16 protein-coding genes are annotated in these 21,540 nt (G+C 32.2%); all 16 read left to right on the plus strand.

Translation table 11 applies throughout. The annotated features are described in order from the left end of the window. Positions 1-237 precede the first annotated feature (237 nt). Positions 238-1,110 carry a DNA-processing protein DprA gene (dprA, locus tag HMPREF2953_RS06950; RefSeq protein WP_002455422.1) on the plus strand — a complete coding sequence of 291 codons (873 nt, stop codon included), beginning with the start codon at positions 238-240 and terminating at the stop codon, positions 1,108-1,110. Positions 1,111-1,248: 138 nt separating this feature from the next. Then, positions 1,249-3,318 (plus strand): type I DNA topoisomerase, encoded by a 2,070-nt coding sequence (gene topA / locus HMPREF2953_RS06955; protein ID WP_049418187.1) that lies wholly within the window; start codon positions 1,249-1,251, stop codon positions 3,316-3,318. A 24-nt stretch (positions 3,319-3,342) separates the two neighbouring features. Beyond that, positions 3,343-4,650: an FADH(2)-oxidizing methylenetetrahydrofolate--tRNA-(uracil(54)-C(5))-methyltransferase TrmFO gene (gene trmFO / locus HMPREF2953_RS06960; protein WP_002448834.1), complete on the plus strand. Its 1,308-nt coding sequence runs from the start codon at positions 3,343-3,345 to the stop codon at positions 4,648-4,650. Between the two features lie 105 nt (positions 4,651-4,755). Next, a complete protein-coding gene (gene xerC, locus HMPREF2953_RS06965; protein WP_002448815.1) occupies positions 4,756-5,649 on the plus strand; it encodes a tyrosine recombinase XerC in 894 nt (297 codons plus the stop codon). Next, positions 5,650-6,195 (plus strand): ATP-dependent protease subunit HslV, encoded by a 546-nt coding sequence (hslV, locus tag HMPREF2953_RS06970; protein ID WP_002448739.1) that lies wholly within the window; start codon positions 5,650-5,652, stop codon positions 6,193-6,195. Positions 6,196-6,261: 66 nt separating this feature from the next. Then, positions 6,262-7,662, plus strand: a complete 1,401-nt coding sequence (gene hslU / locus HMPREF2953_RS06975; protein ID WP_002455418.1) for an ATP-dependent protease ATPase subunit HslU — start codon at positions 6,262-6,264, stop codon at positions 7,660-7,662. A 21-nt stretch (positions 7,663-7,683) separates the two neighbouring features. Next, complete coding sequence (gene codY, locus HMPREF2953_RS06980) at positions 7,684-8,460, plus strand: GTP-sensing pleiotropic transcriptional regulator CodY (RefSeq protein ID WP_002448767.1); 777 nt, start codon at positions 7,684-7,686, stop codon at positions 8,458-8,460. Positions 8,461-8,677: 217 nt separating this feature from the next. Continuing rightward, a complete protein-coding gene (gene rpsB, locus HMPREF2953_RS06985) occupies positions 8,678-9,466 on the plus strand; it encodes a 30S ribosomal protein S2 (protein ID WP_002448842.1) in 789 nt (262 codons plus the stop codon). A 260-nt stretch (positions 9,467-9,726) separates the two neighbouring features. Then, entirely contained in the window at positions 9,727-10,605 is an 879-nt protein-coding gene (gene tsf / locus HMPREF2953_RS06990) for a translation elongation factor Ts (protein ID WP_002448836.1), read from the plus strand. A gap of 137 nt (positions 10,606-10,742) precedes the next feature. Next, complete coding sequence (gene pyrH / locus HMPREF2953_RS06995; RefSeq protein WP_002448742.1) at positions 10,743-11,465, plus strand: UMP kinase; 723 nt, start codon at positions 10,743-10,745, stop codon at positions 11,463-11,465. 16 nt (positions 11,466-11,481) lie between these two features. After that, the gene (gene frr / locus HMPREF2953_RS07000; protein ID WP_002448791.1) at positions 11,482-12,036 is read left to right on the plus strand and encodes a ribosome recycling factor; all 555 of its coding nucleotides are present in this window, start codon (positions 11,482-11,484) and stop codon (positions 12,034-12,036) included. Between the two features lie 185 nt (positions 12,037-12,221). Beyond that, entirely contained in the window at positions 12,222-12,992 is a 771-nt protein-coding gene (locus tag HMPREF2953_RS07005; protein WP_002448749.1) for an isoprenyl transferase, read from the plus strand. Positions 12,993-12,995: 3 nt separating this feature from the next. Further along, on the plus strand, positions 12,996-13,778 hold the full coding sequence (locus HMPREF2953_RS07010; protein WP_002448762.1) for a phosphatidate cytidylyltransferase: 783 nt from the start codon (positions 12,996-12,998) through the stop codon (positions 13,776-13,778). Between the two features lie 205 nt (positions 13,779-13,983). Continuing rightward, a complete protein-coding gene (gene rseP, locus HMPREF2953_RS07015; RefSeq protein WP_002448812.1) occupies positions 13,984-15,270 on the plus strand; it encodes an RIP metalloprotease RseP in 1,287 nt (428 codons plus the stop codon). Positions 15,271-15,286: 16 nt separating this feature from the next. Continuing rightward, entirely contained in the window at positions 15,287-16,987 is a 1,701-nt protein-coding gene (locus HMPREF2953_RS07020) for a proline--tRNA ligase (protein WP_070672540.1), read from the plus strand. A 168-nt stretch (positions 16,988-17,155) separates the two neighbouring features. Continuing rightward, positions 17,156-21,466 carry a PolC-type DNA polymerase III gene (locus tag HMPREF2953_RS07025; RefSeq protein WP_141754091.1) on the plus strand — a complete coding sequence of 1,437 codons (4,311 nt, stop codon included), beginning with the start codon at positions 17,156-17,158 and terminating at the stop codon, positions 21,464-21,466. Positions 21,467-21,540: the final 74 nt, after the last annotated feature.

Genomic DNA, 21,540 nt, shown 5'->3' on the forward strand with positions numbered 1-21,540 from the left:
GAATTCAAACTGTCAACAATTACTGAAATTTGTTGGCAGTTTTTCTTATATATATCGTAGACTACCAATATATTATAAATGACTGAACGCTCTATTTTTTTATGTTATGAAATCAAAAAGTATACATAATCTTTTAATATTATTACTCCTTACATTTATATTTCAAATTTGTCTTATAAATGAAATTTTACTATTAATTATTCACGGTATAATAAATTAAAAGGAGACATTTATTTCATGAATGATTTTATTTTATTAAAAATGAGATGGATAGGGTATACGACCCAACATATTCATCATTTACTAAATGTATTTCCAAAATTTTTCAATGTTAATGAACATGTTCAATTTGAAATGATTAATGAATGGGAATCTCTATATTTAAAAAAGAAGCGTTTTACTCAATTAGAAGAGATTTCTTACGATTACATTCAAACTCAACTTTCTAGATCTCAGGTTAACTATGTTACTTCATTTTCTTCTCAATATCCTCCATTGCTTAAAACTATTTACGACTATCCTTTTATATTATTTTATCGTGGAAATATACATTTATTATCATCTACATATACTTTAGGTGTTGTAGGTTCACGTGAGGCCACACATTATTCTAAGTGTGCACTAGATTATCTATTTCCTCACTTTATAAATATTCCACTAACGATTGTATCCGGTTTAGCGAAAGGTGCTGATAGCATAGCTCATCAATTCGCATTAAAACATCATCTCCCAACTATTGCAGTTCTAGGTTTTGGTCATTTAAATCACTATCCAAAGGAAACCCGAAAGTTACGTAATATAATTGAAGAAACTGGTTTAGTCATAAGTGAATATCCTCCTTTAACAAAAATAAACAAATATCAATTCCCTGAAAGAAATCGTCTGATAAGCGGGTTGTCTCGTGGTGTATTAATTACTGAAGCTAAAATTAAAAGTGGTAGTCAAATTACAATAGATTGTGCTTTAGATCAAAATAGAAATGTTTATGTATTACCTGGATCAATGTTTAACCCTTTGACAAAAGGAAATTTATTACGTGCTCAAGAAGGTGCAATGATTGTTTCAGAAGCAGAAGATATATTATATGATTATCGTTTTTTAAACAATTAAATATATATATAATTAATTGTGAAAATTCAAAGGATAGTTCATAAAAAAATATCTATATTGGATTAAAATATTGACAAAAACAAAATTAACCGTTTATCATTTATCTTTAGTAATTGAAAAAGCAAGGGGGAATTCACTTTGGCAGATAATTTAGTCATCGTTGAGTCGCCTGCAAAAGCGAAAACCATTGAAAAATATTTAGGTAAACGATATAAAGTTATTGCTTCTATGGGACACGTACGTGATTTACCAAGAAGTCAAATGGGTGTAGACGTAGAAGATAACTATGAACCAAAATATATAACTATTCGAGGGAAAGGTCCTGTTGTTAAAGATTTAAAAAAATATGCGAAAAAAGCTAAAAAAGTTTTCTTAGCTAGTGACCCTGACCGCGAAGGTGAAGCGATTGCTTGGCATTTATCAAAAATTTTAGAACTTGAAGAATCAAAAGAAAACAGAGTAGTATTTAATGAAATCACTAAGGATGCAGTAAAAGAAAGTTTTAAACATCCTCGTGGTATCGAAATGAATTTAGTTGATGCACAACAAGCGCGTCGTATTTTAGATAGACTTGTAGGTTATAATATTTCTCCAGTACTATGGAAGAAAGTAAAAAAAGGATTGTCAGCTGGTCGAGTACAATCAGTTGCTTTAAGATTAGTCATTGACCGTGAAAATGAAATCCGTAATTTTAAACCAGAAGAATATTGGTCAATTGAAGGAGAATTTAGATATAAAAAATCGAAGTTCACTGCTAAATTCTTACATTATAAAAACAAACCATATAAATTAAAAACAAAAAAAGATGTTGAAAAAATTACATCCGAATTAAATGGTGATGCATTTGAAATCACTAATGTAAATAAAAAAGAAAAAACAAGATACCCGGCAAATCCATTTACAACGTCTACGTTACAACAAGAAGCAGCACGTAAACTTAATTTTAAAGCACGTAAGACTATGATGTTAGCACAGCAATTATATGAAGGTATCGATTTGAAACGACAAGGCACAGTTGGATTAATCACATATATGAGAACGGATTCAACACGAATCTCACAAACTGCTAAAGATGAAGCAAAATCATATATTGAAGAGAAGTATGGTACTGAGTATACTTCAAACCGTAAAACAAAAGGTAAACAAGGGGATCAAGATGCCCATGAAGCTATTCGTCCAACAAGTACATTACGTACACCAGATGAAATGAAAGCTTATTTAACACGTGATCAACATCGCTTGTATAAATTAATTTGGGAACGTTTTGTAGCAAGTCAAATGGCTCCTGCAATTTTAGATACTGTGGCTTTAGATGTAACACAAAATGACATTAAATTTAGAGCAAATGGACAAACAATCAAATTTAAAGGCTTTATGACATTATATGTTGAAGCAAAAGATGACAAAGATAATGATAAAGAAAATAAATTGCCAAAATTAAATCAAGGTGATAAAGTAACTGCAACACAAATTGAACCGGCACAACATTTCACTCAACCACCTCCAAGATACACAGAGGCACGATTAGTTAAGACATTAGAAGAATTAAAAATTGGTAGACCTTCAACATATGCTCCAACGATTGACACAATTCAAAAACGTAATTATGTTAAACTTGAAAGTAAACGTTTTGTACCAACTGAACTAGGAGAAATCGTGTATGAGCAAGTGAAGGATTACTTCCCAGAAATTATTGATGTTGAATTTACAGTTAATATGGAAACCTTGCTCGATAAAATTGCAGAAGGTGATATCGGTTGGAGAAAAGTTATCGATAATTTCTATGGTAGTTTTAAATTAGATGTTGCGCGCGCAGAGGAAGAAATGGAAAAAGTTGAAATTAAAGATGAACCAGCCGGCGAAGATTGCGAAGTATGTGGAGCCCCTATGGTAATAAAAATGGGACGTTATGGTAAATTTATGGCGTGCTCGAATTTCCCAGATTGTCGAAATACAAAAGCTATTGTTAAAACTATTGGTGTCACTTGTCCAAAATGCAAAGATGGCGATGTAGTTGAGAGAAAATCCAAGAAAAATAGACTATTTTATGGTTGTTCGAATTATCCAGAGTGTGACTTTATTTCTTGGGATAAACCAATAGGAAGAGATTGTCCAAAATGTAATCATTACTTGATGGAACATAAAAAAGGACGTAGTTCTCAAGTGATTTGTTCTAATTGTGATTATAAAGAAGAAGTACAAAAATAGAATTTTTATTAAAGGAGAATGTATATGAGTCAAACTGTTAATGTTATAGGCGCAGGATTAGCTGGTTCAGAAGCAGCTTATCAATTAGCAGAACGTGGTATTAAAGTGAATTTAATCGAAATGCGTCCTGTTAAACAAACGCCTGCCCATCATACAGATAAATTTGCTGAGTTAGTATGTTCTAATTCACTACGTGGTAACGCATTAACAAATGGTGTAGGTGTGCTTAAAGAAGAAATGCGACGTTTAGATTCATTAATCATCGCAGCAGCTGATAAAGCCAGAGTTCCAGCTGGTGGTGCATTAGCAGTAGATAGACATGACTTTGCTGGTTATATTACAGACACATTGAAAAATCATCCTAATGTAACTGTTTTGAATAAAGAAATTCACAGTATTCCAGAAGGACATACAATCATTGCAACAGGACCGTTAACAACTGAAAATTTAGCTAAAGAAATTGTAGAAATTACAGGTAAAGATCAACTATATTTTTACGATGCAGCAGCTCCAATCATTGAAAAAGATTCAATTGATATGGATAAAGTCTATTTGAAATCACGCTATGATAAAGGTGAAGCAGCATATTTAAACTGCCCTATGACTGAAGAAGAATTCAATCGTTTTTATGATGCGGTATTAGAAGCTGAAGTTGCACCGGTAAATGAATTTGAAAAAGAAAAATATTTTGAAGGATGTATGCCATTTGAAGTGATGGCTGGTAGAGGTCGTAAAACATTACTATTTGGTCCAATGAAACCTGTAGGATTAGAAGACCCTAAAACTGGTAAACGTCCATATGCAGTAGTGCAATTACGTCAAGATGACGCGGCTGGTACGCTTTATAATATTGTTGGATTCCAAACACATTTAAAATGGGGCGCTCAAAAAGAAGTCATTCAATTAATTCCAGGTTTAGAAAATGTTGATATTGTGAGATATGGTGTGATGCATAGAAATACCTTCATCAATTCACCTGATGTTTTAAATGAAAAATATGAATTAATTAATAATGATAGAATTCAATTTGCAGGACAAATGACAGGTGTGGAAGGATATGTTGAAAGTGCAGCAAGTGGCCTTGTAGCAGGTATCAATTTAGCGCATAAGTTACTTGGGAAAGGAGAAGTGATTTTCCCAAGAGAAACAATGATAGGGAGTATGGCTTATTATATTTCTCATGCTAAAAATGAAAAAAACTTCCAACCGATGAATGCTAACTTTGGTTTATTGCCATCACTTGATCGCCGCATTAAAGATAAAAAAGAACGTTATGAAGCACAAGCATATCGTGCTCTAGACTATCTAGAAAATTTCAAAAAAACGTTATAGATTTAAATTATTCATAAATTCTCAAAAGATTTTGAATTCTATAGCTAATTATTTTAGTCCCCCTCAGTTTATATGCTACAATGCATATGATGGAGGGGATTTTTAGTGGAAGAAATCCAAAAGAAATTTTTGAATATGCTTAAAGTTGAAAGAAATTTCTCCGACCATACATTAAAAGCGTATCATGACGATTTAGCTCAATTTAATCAGTTTTTAGAACAAGAACTGTTAAATTTAAGAACGTTTGAATATAAAGATGCAAGAAATTATCTAAGTTATTTATATTCCAATAATTTGAAACGTACTACTGTATCAAGAAAAATATCAACATTAAGAACATTTTATGAGTTTTGGATGACTCAAGATACATCAGTAAATAATCCTTTTATACAACTTGTACATCCTAAGAAAGAGCAATATCTTCCTCAATTTTTTTATGAAGAAGAGATGGAAGCATTATTTAATACTGTTTCAAACGATGCAAAAAAAGGATTAAGAGATAGAGTAGTAATTGAATTATTATATGCAACAGGCATTCGTGTTTCAGAACTTGTGAATATAAAGGTTATGGATTTAGATATGAATCTTCCAGGGGTAAAGGTATTGGGTAAAGGAAATAAAGAACGATTTGTGCCTTTTGGAGAGTTTTGTAGACAAAGTATTGAACAATATTTAGAAAAATTCAAACCACTTAAAAGTAAAAGTCATCCTTATTTAATTGTTAATATGAAAGGTGATCCTATTACTGAGAGAGGTGTTAGATATCTTCTCAATGATGTAGTTGAACGTACAGCGGGGGTAACAGAAATTCATCCTCATAAATTAAGACATACATTTGCTACACATTTATTGAATCAAGGTGCAGACCTAAGAACAGTTCAATCTTTATTAGGACACGTTAACCTTTCTACAACTGGTAAGTATACACATGTATCAAATCAACAATTGCGCAAAGTGTATTTAAGTGCACACCCTCGAGCAAAAAAGGAGAGTAAATAAATGAGTAAGACATCATTACATGCTACAACGATATATGCTGTAAGACACAATGGAGAAGCGGCAATGGCTGGAGACGGCCAAGTTACACTTGGTGAACAAGTAATTATGAAGCAAACAGCTAGAAAAGTAAGACGCTTATACGAAGGTAAAGTGTTAGCAGGATTTGCAGGAAGCGTAGCCGATGCATTTACATTATTTGAAAAATTTGAAACTAAATTACAACAATTTAGCGGTAATTTAGAACGCGCTGCTGTAGAACTTGCTCAAGAATGGCGTGGAGATAAGCAATTACGTCAACTGGAAGCCATGCTTATCGTAATGGATAAAGATGGTATTTTAGTGGTAAGTGGTACAGGTGAAGTCATTGCGCCTGACGATGATTTAATCGCTATTGGTTCAGGAGGAAACTACGCATTAAGTGCAGGAAGAGCGCTTAAACGTCATGCTTCACATATGACTGCGAAAGAAATGGCATATGAAAGCTTAAAAGTCGCTTCAGATATTTGTGTATTTACAAATGATAATATTATTGTTGAGACTTTATAAATAACATATATAAACAAAACGGAAATGAATTGATATGGACATACATTAAGGTGGAGGTAATAGTAAATGGATACAAACGGTATAAAATTAACACCTAAAGATATCGTATCTAAATTGGACGAATATATTGTAGGTCAAGAAGATGCAAAACGTAAAGTAGCAATCGCGTTAAGAAATAGATACAGAAGAAGTCTTCTTGGCGAAGAAACTAAGCAAGAAATTGCGCCCAAAAATATTTTAATGATTGGCCCAACGGGTGTAGGTAAAACAGAAATTGCACGTCGTATGGCAAAAATCGTAGGTGCACCATTCATTAAAGTGGAAGCTACAAAATTCACTGAAGTTGGATATGTTGGACGTGATGTAGAAAGTATGGTTAGAGACTTGGTGGACGTGTCTGTAAGACTCGTAAAAGAGCAAAAGAAATCATTAGTTAAAGATGAAGCAACACAAAAAGCTAATGAAAAATTAGTAAAATTACTTGTTCCTAGTATGAAGAAAAAAGCAGCTCAAAATAATAATCCACTTGAATCTCTTTTAGGTGGTGCTATTCCTAATTTTAATCAGAATGACGAGGAAGAAGAAGCACCTACAGAAGAAATCAAAACAAAACGTTCAGAAATAAGACAACAACTTTTAGCAGGCAAGCTAGAAGAAGAAAAAGTTAGAATCAAAGTTGAACAAGACCCTGGTGCATTAGGAATGTTAGGCACGAGTCAAAATCAACAAATGCAAGATATGATGAATCAATTGATGCCTAAACGAAAAGTAGAAAGAGAAGTGCCAGTAAAAATAGCACGTAAAATTCTTACTGATGATTTTGCAGATGAATTAATTGATCAAGAAACTGCTAATCAAGAAGCTTTAGAAATAGCAGAACAAATGGGAATTATCTTTATCGATGAGATTGATAAAGTCGCTACAAACAATTCTAATAGTGGTCAAGATGTATCAAGACAAGGTGTTCAAAGAGATATATTACCAATCCTTGAAGGTAGCATGATTCAAACTAAGTATGGTACTGTAAATACTGAGCACATGCTATTTATTGGTGCTGGCGCTTTCCATGTTTCTAAACCAAGTGACTTGATTCCTGAGTTACAAGGGCGTTTTCCAATTCGAGTTGAACTTGAAAGCTTAACAGTTAATGATTTCTATAGAATATTGACTGAACCTAAGTTATCTCTTATAAAGCAGTATGAAGCACTGTTAAAAACTGAAGAAGTTACTGTCAACTTCTCTGACGAAGCGATAACACGATTAGCTGAAATGGCATATCAAGTGAATCAAGATACAGACAATATTGGTGCACGTCGATTACACACTATTTTAGAAAAAATGTTAGAAGATTTATCTTTTGAAGCACCAAATATGCCAAATGCAGTAGTAGATATAACACCACAGTATGTTGATGATAAGTTGAAATCTATTTCAACAAACAAAGATTTAAGTGCATTTATTTTATAATATAAATAAAGGAGAAATTTTATGAGCTTATTATCTAAAACTAGAGAATTAAATACATTATTACAAAAACATAAAGGCATTGCGGTAGACTTTAAAGATGTTGCTCAGACTATTAGTAATGTAACTGTTACAAATGTCTTCATCGTTTCTCGTAGAGGTAAAATTTTAGGGTCAAGTTTAAATGAACTTTTAAAGAGTGAACGAATTAGTAATATGTTGACTGAAAGTAAACATATTCCAAGTGAATACACTGAACTACTTATGCAAGTTCAACAAACTAAAGCGAATATTGATATTGATTCAGACTTGACAGTATTCCCTCCAGAACACAGAGAAGTATTTATTAATAGTAGAACAACTATCTTCCCGATTTTAGGGGGAGGCGAACGCTTAGGTACACTGATTCTAGGACGAGTTAAAGATGACTTTAATGAAAATGATTTAGTGCTTGGCGAATACGCTGCAACTGTTATTGGTATGGAAATATTACGTGAGAAACATAATGAAGTTGAGAAAGAAGCCCGTGATAAAGCTGCTATTACAATGGCAATCAATTCATTATCTTATTCTGAAAAAGAAGCGATTGAACATATTTTTGAGGAACTTGGTGGCAATGAAGGTCTATTAATTGCATCTAAAGTAGCAGATAGAGTAGGTATTACACGTTCTGTAATTGTAAATGCGTTACGTAAATTAGAAAGTGCTGGTGTAATAGAATCACGATCGCTTGGCATGAAAGGTACATTTATCAAAGTTAAAAAAGAAAAATTCTTAGATGAACTTAATCGAAGTGAATAAATTATTTTTAAAACTACTATCTATTAAAATTAAGATAGTAGTTTTTTTATTTTACGCAGTCAAAAAATGTTGCGTAATGATTCTATATATGATATTATTATTGACGGCTATAAAGCCAATACACACGTAGTGAATGTAAATATAAAGGGTGCAGTCTTAAGTATTGTCTTTATATTAGTTTACTATGGAGGTAATTAACCAATAGGAGGAATTTAACATGGCAGTAATTTCAATGAAACAATTACTAGAAGCCGGTGTTCACTTCGGTCACCAAACACGCCGTTGGAACCCAAAAATGAAAAAATATATCTTTACTGAAAGAAATGGTATTTATATCATTGACTTACAAAAAACAGTAAAAAAAGTTGAAGAAGCTTATAACTTCTTAAAACAAGTATCTGAAGATGGTGGTAAAGTCTTATTCGTAGGTACTAAAAAACAAGCACAAGAATCAGTTAAAGCTGAAGCAGAACGTGCTGGTCAATTCTACGTTAACCAAAGATGGTTAGGTGGAATCTTAACTAATTATAAAACAATCTCAAAACGTATTAAACGTATTTCTGAAATTGAAAAAATGGAAGAAGACGGTTTATTTGACGTTTTACCTAAAAAAGAAGTTGTTGAACTTAAAAAAGAATATGACCGTTTAATCAAATTCTTAGGCGGTATTCGTGATATGAAATCTATGCCTCAAGCATTATTCGTAGTTGACCCTCGTAAAGAGCGCAATGCGATTGCTGAAGCACGTAAATTAAATATCCCTATCGTTGGTATCGTTGACACTAACTGTGATCCTGATGAAATCGACTATGTTATCCCAGCGAATGATGATGCTATTCGTGCCGTTAAATTATTAACTGGTAAAATGGCTGACGCTGTCTTAGAAGGTCAACAAGGTATTTCAAACGATGAAGTAGCTGCAGAACAAAACATCGATTTAGATGAAAGTGAAGAAACTCAAAAAGCAGAATCAACTGAAGAAAATACTACTGTTGAATCAAACTAAGATATAGTTTAAATGGGTGATAAGATGTAATGCTTATCGCCCTTTTTTTAAAATATTTATTTAAAACGGATAGTAAATTGGGTATAAATATAAAGGATAAATATTCAATTATGCTTTTAAATCGTATTTTATTTTTAAAATAACCTTAATTAAAAAAATTATTAATAAATTGTAATAGAGTATTGGAAATAATAGTACCTTTAATGGTAATATTTAAATATCATCTATTATTACAATTAGACATATTGGAGGAATAATTAATGGCAATTTCAGCAAAACTTGTTAAAGAATTACGTGAAAGAACTGGCGCAGGTATGATGGATTGTAAAAAAGCGCTAACTGAAACTGATGGAGATATCGACAAAGCAATCGACTACTTACGTGAAAAAGGTATCGCTAAAGCAGCTAAAAAAGCTGATCGAATCGCTGCTGAAGGTTTAGTACATGTAGAAGTAAAAGGTAATGAAGCAGCAATCGTTGAAATTAACTCTGAAACTGATTTCGTTGCTCGAAACGAAGGATTCCAAGAATTAGTTAAAGAAATTGCTAATCAAATCCTTGAAAGTAAAGCTGAAACAGTAGAAGCTTTATTAGAAACTAAATTATCAAGTGGTCAAACAGTTGATGAAAGAATGAAAGAAGCTATCTCAACTATCGGTGAAAAATTAAGCATTCGTCGTTTTGCAATTAGAACTAAAACTGATAACGATGCTTTTGGTGCATACTTACACATGGGTGGACGTATCGGTGTATTAACTGTAGTTGAAGGATCTACTGATGAAGAAGCTGCTAAAGATGTAGCAATGCATATCGCTGCAATTAACCCTAAATATGTTTCTTCAGATCAAGTAAGTGATGAAGAAATTAATCACGAAAGAGAAGTATTAAAACAACAAGCGTTAAATGAAGGTAAACCTGAAAAAATCGTTGAAAAAATGGTTGAAGGTCGTTTACGTAAATATCTTCAAGAAATTTGTGCAGTTGATCAAAACTTTGTTAAAGATCCAGATCAAACAGTTGAAGCTTTCTTAAAATCTAAAGGCGGTAAATTAGCTGACTTCGTACGTTATGAAGTAGGCGAAGGTATGGAAAAACGCGAAGAAAACTTTGCTGATGAAGTTAAAGGTCAAATGAAATAATTTGTTCACATTATTCTAACAAGAAAGAAGACACCTTTAAGGATTCTATATAATAAAATTCTTTTATTATAGAAGACCATTAGTGTCTTCTTTACTTGTATATATTACATATCATTAATCATAGAGAGGAAAAAATAATGGCGCATACTTCTAAATATAAACGTGTAGTACTGAAACTTAGTGGTGAAGCACTTGCAGGTGAAAAAGGTTTTGGTATCAATCCTATCATCATTAAAAGTGTAGCAAAACAAGTCGCTGAAGTAGCTAAAATGAATTGTGAAATAGCGGTTATCGTTGGTGGCGGTAATATTTGGAGAGGTAAAACAGGTAGCGATTTAGGCATGGACCGTGGTACAGCTGATTATATGGGCATGCTTGCTACTGTAATGAATGCATTGGCATTACAAGATAGTTTAGAGCAATTAGATTGTGATACACGAGTATTAACTTCAATTGAAATGAAACAGGTTGCTGAGCCTTATATTCGTCGTCGTGCAATTAGACATTTAGAGAAAAAACGCGTAGTTATTTTTGCAGCTGGTATTGGTAATCCATACTTCTCTACTGACACAACTGCAGCACTACGTGCAGCTGAAGTAGAGGCCGATGTCATTTTAATGGGTAAAAATAATGTTGATGGTGTGTATTCTGCCGATCCAAAAATTGATAAAAATGCTGTGAAATATGATCATCTAACACATATTCAAATGTTACAAGAAGGCCTGCAAGTTATGGATTCAACTGCTTCTTCATTCTGTATGGATAATAACATTCCATTAAATGTATTCTCTATTATGGAAGAAGGCAATATTAAACGTGCCGTTATGGGCGAAAAAATTGGTACATTAATTACTAAATAATTAGAGGTGTAAATGTATGAGTGAGATAATTCAAGATACAAAATCTAGAATGAAAAAATCAATTGAAAATTTATCACGTGAATTAGCTAATATTAGTGCGGGTAGAGCGAATTCTAATTTATTAAATGGAGTAAATGTTGATTATTATGGTGCGCCAACACCAGTTCAACAGTTAGCGAGTATAAACGTGCCTGAAGCACGCTTACTTGTCATTTCTCCATATGATAAAACATCTGTAGCTGATATTGAAAAAGCGATTATTGCTGCTAATCTAGGTGTGAACCCTACTAGTGACGGTGAAGTTATTCGTATCACTGTTCCTGCTTTAACTGAAGAACGCCGTAAAGAATTAGTTAAAAATGTTAAAAAAATCGGTGAAGATTCAAAAGTTTCAATCCGTAATATTCGTCGTGATATCAATGATCAATTGAAAAAAGACGAAAAAAATGGAGACATTACTGAAGATGATTTAAGAAGCCAAACAGAAGATGTTCAAAAAGTAACAGACAATTCAATTAAAGAAATTGATAATTTAGTTGATGAAAAAGAAAAAGATATTATGTCTGTTTAATATTTCATCATACTCTTCTATGACAAGATTATAAATTGTTTTAGTCTAAACTGTGCCAAGTCAGACTTTGGTACAGTTTTTTAATTTGCTTATTCAATGCCATTATTTAGTATGATAAAATGATAGATGATTTCTTAAATAACCTATATAATATAACAGAAATGATCAGGCTCGGAGGAAAGACCATGTTTAGAAAGCTAATAAAAAGAAATAAGACTAAAATCAATCAAAATGATGATTTAGATATACATAATTTACCTGAACATATAGCAATTATCATGGACGGAAATGGTCGTTGGGCAAAAAAGCGTAAAATGCCTAGAATTAAAGGTCACTATGAAGGTATGCAAACCATAAAAAAAGTGACACGTCAAGCAAGTCATTTAGGTATTAAATATTTAACTTTATACGCTTTTTCAACGGAAAATTGGTCAAGACCTGAAAGTGAAGTTAATTATATCATGAATTTACCTGTGAATTTTTTAAAAACATTTCTACCAGAACTTATAGAGAAAAATGTTAAGATAGAAACTATTGGTTTTTTAGATGCAGTACCTCAATCAACAATTGAGGCAATTAATTATGCTAAAGAAAAAACCAAAAATAATACAGGATTGAAATTAGTATTTGCCATTAATTATGGTGGACGAGCTGAACTTGTTCAAAGTATGAAATCAATTTATGATGAACTTCAACGTAATGGTCAAAACAGTGATGATATTGATGAATTGATGATTTCCAAACATTTAATGACCCATCCATATCCAGATCCAGATTTATTAATACGTACATCTGGAGAACAACGCCTTAGTAACTTCTTAATTTGGCAAGCTTCGTATAGTGAATTTATTTTTAATGAGAAGTTATGGCCAGACTTTGATGGTGAAGAATTAAAACAATGTATAAAAATATATCAATCTCGCCAAAGACGTTTTGGAGGATTAAGTGAGGAGTAAATTATGAAAGTAAGAACATTGACCGCGATTATAGCATTGCTTATTTTTCTACCTATATTATTAAAAGGTGGAACTGTTTTAATGCTTTTTGCTTATTTGCTGGCGCTAATTGCTTTAAAAGAATTGTTAAATATGAATATGATTACATTTTTATCAATTCCAGGTAGTTTTAGTGCTTTAGCGCTTATCATTATTATGCTTCCTCAGTCTGCCGGAGATTGGGTGAGTGATGTTCAATTAAAAAGTTTAATTGCAATGAGCTTCATACTATTAAGTTATACTGTACTTTCGAAAAACAGATTTAGCTTTATGGACGCTGCATTTTGTTTAATGTCTGTAGCATACGTTGGAATAGGATTTATGTATTTTTACGCTACACGTTCTTATGGTTTACATTATATACTTTTTGCATTCTTGATCGTATGGTTAACAGATACTGGCGCATATATATTTGGACGATTAATGGGAAAACACAAATTATGGCCAGTGATTAGTCCAAATAAAACGATTGAAGGTTTTATTGGAGGACTCATTTGTAGTTTAATTGTTCCACTTGTAATGATGTTTTTTGTAGATTTTCATCTGAATATTTGGCTGTTATTATTAATTACAATTATTTTAAGTGTATTTGGTCAATTAGGTGACTTAGTAGAATCTGGTTTTAAACGTCATTTTGGTGTTAAAGATTCAGGCAGAATCTTGCCAGGACATGGTGGTATTTTAGATAGATTTGACAGCTTTATGTTTGTTTTACCACTGTTAAACATTCTATTACTACAAATGTAATAAAAAATTAATGTTTTATTTATTTATGAAAAGCATATAATGATATAATTGAGGAGTTATTGAGTTCACATTTGATTAATATTATACAATCGTGTACTTTATAGCTCTTTTTTTAAAACTGTTTTTTTATACTAGGAATTATTATAAAATTTAAAATCTTATAATCTAGATAATTTAAATATTAAAATTAATTGAGGTGTTGTAAGTGAGTTACTTAATCACAATCGTCTCATTTATTATCGTATTTGGTGTACTCGTTACAGTACATGAATATGGACATATGTTTTTTGCAAAACGTGCAGGTATTATGTGTCCAGAATTTGCGATTGGAATGGGACCCAAAATTTTCAGTTTCCGTAAAGATGAAACGTTATATACAATACGTTTACTTCCAGTTGGTGGATATGTAAGAATGGCAGGAGATGGGTTAGAAGAACCACCAGTTCAGCCAGGAATGAATGTTAAAATAAAACTAAATGAACAAGATGAAATAACACATATTATTTTAGATGATCAACATAAATTCCAAAAAATTGAAGCGATTGAAGTTAAACGATGTGATTTTAAAGATGATTTATATATTGAAGGTATTACAGCATATGATAATGAAAGACATCATTTTAATATTGCTAAAAAAGCTTACTTTGTTGAAAATGGTAGTTTAATTCAAATTGCACCAAGGCATCGTCAATTTACACATAAAAAACCATTACCTAAGTTTTTAACTTTATTTGCGGGCCCATTATTTAACTTTATTTTAGCTCTCGTACTGTTTATTGGCTTAGCTTATTATCAAGGTACGCCTACTCCTACGGTAAAACAATTAGCAGACCATTATCCAGCACAAGAAGCTGGATTAAAACCTGGAGATAAAATTGTTCAAGTTGGACACTATAAAATTAACGATTTTAGCGATATTCAAAATGCACTTAATAAAACAAAAGACCACCAAACAACAATTAAAATTGTACGAGATGGTCACACCAAATCACTAGATGTTACACCTAAAAAACAAGTAATTAAACAAACAAAATTAAATTCTAAAACTTCTTATGTATTAGGTTTTCAACCTGCGAATGAACATTCACTATTTAAGCCATTAGCATTAGGCGTACAACAATTTTTTGATAAAAGTGTACTTATTTTTAAAGCAGTTGGAACAATGATTGGAAGTATTTTTACAGGTGGCTTTACTTTTGACATGTTAAATGGTCCAGTTGGTATTTATCACAATGTAGATTCTGTAGTAAAACAAGGTATTATTGCATTAACATACTATACGGCATTGTTGAGTGTTAACTTAGGGATTATGAACTTATTACCTATTCCAGCTTTAGATGGTGGTAGAATTTTATTTGTTATTTATGAAGCGATATTTAGAAGACCAGTAAACAAAAGAGCTGAAACTGCAATTATTGCTGTTGGAGCTATATTTGTAGTGATTATTATGGTCTTAGTCACTTGGAATGATATACAACGTTATTTCTTATAATTTAGGAGGATAAAAAATGAAACAATCGAAAGTCTTTATACCAACAATGAGAGAAGTCCCTTCTGAAGCTGAGGCTTTAAGTCATCAGTTGTTATTAAAAGCAGGTTTAATTAAACAAAGCACAAGTGGTATTTATAGTTATTTACCATTAGCAACACGTGTACTAAATCATATTTCTAGAATCATTCGTGAAGAAATGGAAAATATTGATGCAGTTGAGATTTTAATGCCAGCATTACAGCAAGCAGAACTTTGGGAAGAGTCAGGACGTTGGGGAGCTTATGGTCCTGAATTAATGCGATTAAAAGACCGTAATGGAAGAGAATTTGCTTTAGGACCTACTCATGAAGAAGTAGTGACTTCTATCGTTAGAGACGAATTAAAGTCTTATAAACAATTACCATTAACATTATTCCAAATTCAATCTAAGTTCCGTGATGAAAAACGTCCACGTTTTGGTTTATTACGTGGAAGAGAATTCATCATGAAAGATGCTTATTCTTTCCATGCTGATGAAGCATCATTAGATCAAACGTATCAAGAGATGTATAATGCTTATAGTCGTATTTTCAAACGTGTTGGAATTAACGCGCGTCCAGTAGTAGCTGATTCTGGTGCTATTGGTGGTCATCATACACATGAATTTATGGCTTTAAGTGAAATTGGTGAAGATACGATTGTGTATAGTGAAAATAGTGATTATGCAGCAAACATTGAAAAAGCTGAAGTTAAGTATTATCCCAATGAGAAACATACAGACATTAAATCACTAGAGAAAATAGAAACACCAAATATTAAAACAGCTCAAGAATTAGCTGACTTTTTAAATCGTCCAATTGATGAAATTGTAAAAACAATGATTTTCAAAGTGGATGGAGAATTCATGATGTTCTTAGTAAGAGGTCATCATGAGCTCAATGATGTGAAGGTGAAAGCATACTTTGAAACTGATAATGTGGAAATGGCGACTCCAGATGAAATTGTAAATTTACTTGGAGCACATCCTGGTTCATTAGGACCTATTCATAATAAAGACATTAAAATTATTGCTGATAATTTTGTTAAAGATTTAAATAACATAGTGATAGGTGCTAATGAAGATGGCTATCACTATATTAATGCAAATGTTGAGCGTGATTTTAATATCGATGAATACGGAGACTTTAGATTTATTTTAGAAGGTGAACCATTAAGTGATGGTTCTGGAAGTGCAAAATTTGCAGAAGGTATTGAAGTTGGACAAGTATTTAAACTTGGAACGAAATATTCTGAAGCAATGAATGCTAAATTTTTAGACAATCAAGGTAAAGCTCAACCTTTAATTATGGGTTGCTATGGTATCGGAGTGTCTAGAACATTAAGTGCGATTGTTGAGCAAAATAATGATGAAAATGGTATTATTTGGCCAAAGTCAGTCACTCCATTTGATTTACATTTAATTACAATCAATCCTAAAAAAGAAGAACAACTTGAATTAGGAGATAAATTATACTCAGAATTGCAATCTAAATATGATGTACTTTATGATGATCGTAAAGAACGTGCAGGCGTTAAATTTAATGATGCTGATTTAATTGGTTTACCGATAAGAATTGTTGTAGGTAAAAATGCAAGTGAAGGCATTGTTGAAGTTAAAGTGCGTCAAACGGGTGAAAGTGAAGAAGTTCATATTAATGAATTAGACAATCACATTGCTTCACTCTATGAAAAACTATAGGTACACATGAATAAAAATGGTTGGAACATTTTGTTGTTTCCAACCTCTTTTATTGTTTTTATTAGTTAAACTGTAATCATGAAAAATAAATGTGAAAGTAGTATAATATAAATCAAGTTTTTTAAAGTAAATGATAAGTTCGAAATAAGGTGGTTATTCTTTGTGGCAATGACAAGTCAGGAAAAATTTAGAGTACTTGCCGATCAAATTAAGATTTCAAATCAATTGGATAAAGAAATACTTGAAAAAGGTGAACTCACACGAATAGATGTATCAAATAAAAATAGAAGTTGGGAATTTCAGATTACGTTACCTTATTTTCTTTCAAATGAAGATTATTTAATATTTACTCATGCAATTAAAGAAGAGTTTAAAGATATTGCACATGTGGACTGGCATTTTACAATTCAAAATACATCGAATCAAGATGAACATGTGATTAAATATTTTGGACATTGTATTGAACACACAGCTTTATCACCAAAAGTGAAGGGTCAACTTAAACAAAAACGTTTAATTATGTCAGGCAATGTTTTAAAAATAATGACTTCAAATGATATTGAAAGAAATCATTTTGATAAAGTATGTAATGGTAGTTTAGTAAAAGCATTTCAAAAATGTGGCTTTGATATAGATAAAGTAATATTTGAAACTGACGATTCGAATAGAGATGAAGATCTTGCTTCATTAGAGGCACATATTCAAGAAGAAGATCAACAAAGTGCTAAAGAAGCTACAGAAAAAATTGAAAAAATAAAAGCTGAAAAAGCAAAACAACAAGATAATAACGGTAGTAGTGTTGAAAAATGTCAAATAGGAAAGCCAATTCACGTTGAAAATATTAAACCTATTGAAACAATTATTGAAGAAGAATTTAAAGTAGCCATTGAAGGGGTTATCTTTGATATTAATATTAAAGAACTAAAAAGTGGACGTCACATCGTTGAACTTAAAGTGACAGACTATACAGATTCTTTAGTATTAAAAATGTTTACTAGAAAAAATAAGGATGATTTAAATCACTTTAAAGCCTTAAGTGTAGGTAAATGGGTGCGTGCACAAGGTCGTATAGAAGAAGATACATTTGTCCGTGATTTAGTCATGATGATGTCAGATATTGAAGAAATCAAAAAGACACCTAAACAAGATAAAGCAGAAGAGAAACGTGTTGAATTTCATTTACATTCATCAATGAGTCAAATGGATGGTATTCCAAACATTAGTGCGTATGTTAATCAGGCTGCAGCATGGGGACATAAAGCAATAGCTGTTACTGATCATAATGTGGTTCAAGCTTTTCCAGATGCTCATAATGCAGCAGAAAAAAATGGAATTAAAATGATTTACGGGATGGAAGGCATGTTAGTCGATGATGGTGTGCCTATTGCTTATAAACCGACCGATAGAAATTTAAAAGATGCGACATATGTAGTGTTTGATGTCGAAACAACAGGCTTATCTAATCAATATGATCAAATTATTGAACTTGCTGCTGTCAAAGTTAAAGATGGCGAAATTATAGATAAATTTGAAAGATTTAGTAATCCACATGAAAAATTATCAGAAACAATAATTAATCTGACACACATTACAGATGACATGCTAGTGGATGCACCAGAAATTGAAGAAGTACTGACAGAATTTAAGGAATGGGTAGGAGATGCGATTTTTGTAGCGCATAATGCTTCATTCGATATGGGCTTTATTGATACAGGGTACGAACGATTAGGTTTTGGTCCATCAACTAATGGAGTGATTGATACCCTTGAATTATCACGTACTATTAACACTGAATACGGTAAACATGGGTTAAATTTCTTAGCTAAAAAATATGGCGTTGAACTCACTCAACACCATAGAGCGATTTATGATACTGAAGCAACAGCTTATATTTTCATTAAAATGGTTCAACAAATGAAAGAACTAGGTGTGACTAACCATAAAGATATTAATAAAAAATTATCAAATGAAGATGCCTATAAACGTGCACGACCAACCCATGTCACACTCATAGTTCAAAATCAAGATGGACTCAAGAATTTATTTAAAATCGTAAGTGCTTCTTTAGTAAAATATTATTATAGAACACCTAGAATTCCACGATCATTATTAAATGAATATCGAGAAGGTATTTTAGTTGGTACAGCTTGTGATGAAGGGGAATTATTTACAGCTGTGATGCAACGTGATCAATCTGAAGTTGAAAAAATAGCAAAGTATTATGATTTTATAGAAGTACAACCACCTAAACTTTATCAAGATTTAATCGATCGTGAATTAATTCGTGATACTGAAACATTGTATGAAATATATGATCGTATTTTAAAAGCGGGAGAAAGTACAGGAATACCTGTCATAGCTACTGGTAATGCTCATTACCTATTTGAACATGATGCTATTGCTCGTAAAATTTTAATTGCATCACAACCAGGTAATCCATTAAATCGTTCCACACTTCCGGAAGCACATTTTAGAACAACAGATGAAATGTTAGATGAATTTCACTTTTTAGGAGAAGATAAAGCCTATGATATTGTTGTTAAAAATACAAATGAATTAGCAGACCGAATTGAGAAAGTCATTCCAATTAAAGATCAATTATATACGCCACGTATGGAGGGCGCTAATGAAGAAATACGTGAATTAAGCTATACAAATGCTAAAAAATTGTATGGTGATGACTTACCGCAAATTGTAATTGATCGTCTCGAAAAAGAATTAGATAGTATTATTGGTAATGGCTTTTCAGTTATCTATCTCATATCACAACGGTTAGTTAAAAAGTCATTAGATGATGGATATTTGGTAGGGTCACGTGGTTCTGTAGGTTCGAGTTTTGTTGCAACAATGACAGAGATTACAGAAGTGAATCCACTCCCTCCACACTATATATGTCCACATTGTAAGACGAGTGAATTTTTTGATGATGGGTCGGTAGGTTCTGGATTCGACTTACCTGATAAAACGTGTGGAACTTGTGGTGGCGAATTAATTAAAGAAGGTCAAGATATTCCATTTGAAACTTTCTTAGGATTTAAAGGAGATAAAGTGCCAGATATTGACTTGAACTTTAGTGGTGAATATCAACCGCATGCGCATAACTATACGAAAGTACTTTTTGGAGAAGATAAAGTATTCCGAGCAGGTACAATTGGTACAGTGGCTGAAAAAACAGCGTTTGGTTTCGTTAAAGGATATCTAAATGATCAAGGTATTCATAAACGTGGTGCGGAAATCGATAGACTTGTCAAAGGATGTACAGGTGTTAAACGTACAACTGGACAGCATCCAGGAGGAATTATTGTAGTTCCTGACTATATGGATATTTACGATTTTACACCGATACAATATCCAGCAGATGATCAAAGTGCATCTTGGATGACAACACACTTTGATTTCCACTCAATTCATGATAATGTGTTAAAACTTGATATACTTGGACACGATGATCCTACAATGATACGTATGTTACAGGATCTATCGGGTATCGATCCTAAAACGATTCCTGTTGATGATAAGGAGACAATGCAAATATTTAGTAGTCCGGCCTCTTTAGGTGTAACAGAAGAGGATATTTTATGTAAGACAGGCACATTTGGTGTACCTGAATTTGGTACTGGATTCGTTCGTCAAATGTTAGAAGATACTAAGCCGACAACATTTTCTGAACTTGTACAAATTTCAGGATTATCACATGGTACCGATGTGTGGCTCGGTAATGCACAAGAGTTAATTCGCTCAGGCATCTGCGATTTATCCAGTGTAATTGGTTGTCGTGACGATATCATGGTATATCTTATGTATGCTGGGCTTGAACCATCAATGGCCTTTAAAACAATGGAGTCTGTGCGTAAAGGTAAAGGACTTACGGATGAAATGATAGATGCGATGAAAGCAAATGATGTACCTGATTGGTATTTAGATTCATGCTTAAAAATTAAATACATGTTCCCTAAAGCTCACGCAGCTGCATACGTACTTATGGCTGTACGTATTGCATACTTTAAAGTGCACCATCCGTTATACTATTATGCAGCATATTTTACAATTCGTGCATCAGACTTTGATTTAATTACAATGATTAAAGATAAAGAGAGTATTAAGAACACAGTTAAAGATATGTATTCTCGTTATATGGATTTAGGAAAAAAAGAAAAAGATGTATTAACAGTATTAGAAATAATGAATGAAATGGCACATCGTGGATTTAAAATGCAGCCGATTAGTTTAGAAAAAAGTCAAGCTTTTGATTTCGTTATTGAAGATGATACATTGATTCCACCATTTATTGCTGTGCCAGGATTAGGTGAAAACGTAGCTAAACGTATTGTTGAGGCACGCGAAGACGGGCCGTTTTTATCTAAAGAAGACCTTAATAAAAAAGCAGGTTTGTCTCAAAAAATCATTGAATACCTTGATGATTTAGGTTCATTACCAGATTTACCAGATAAAGCACAGTTGTCCATTTTTGATATGTAAATTGAGAACTTAGAAGTATTAATAGTAGCTTTATTTGTTTAAGCATATAAAGTGTGTTATAATTGTTTTGTGTA

The organism is Staphylococcus sp. HMSC072E01 (assembly GCF_001814125.1).
Taxonomy (GTDB): Bacteria; Bacillota; Bacilli; order Staphylococcales; family Staphylococcaceae; genus Staphylococcus; species Staphylococcus hominis.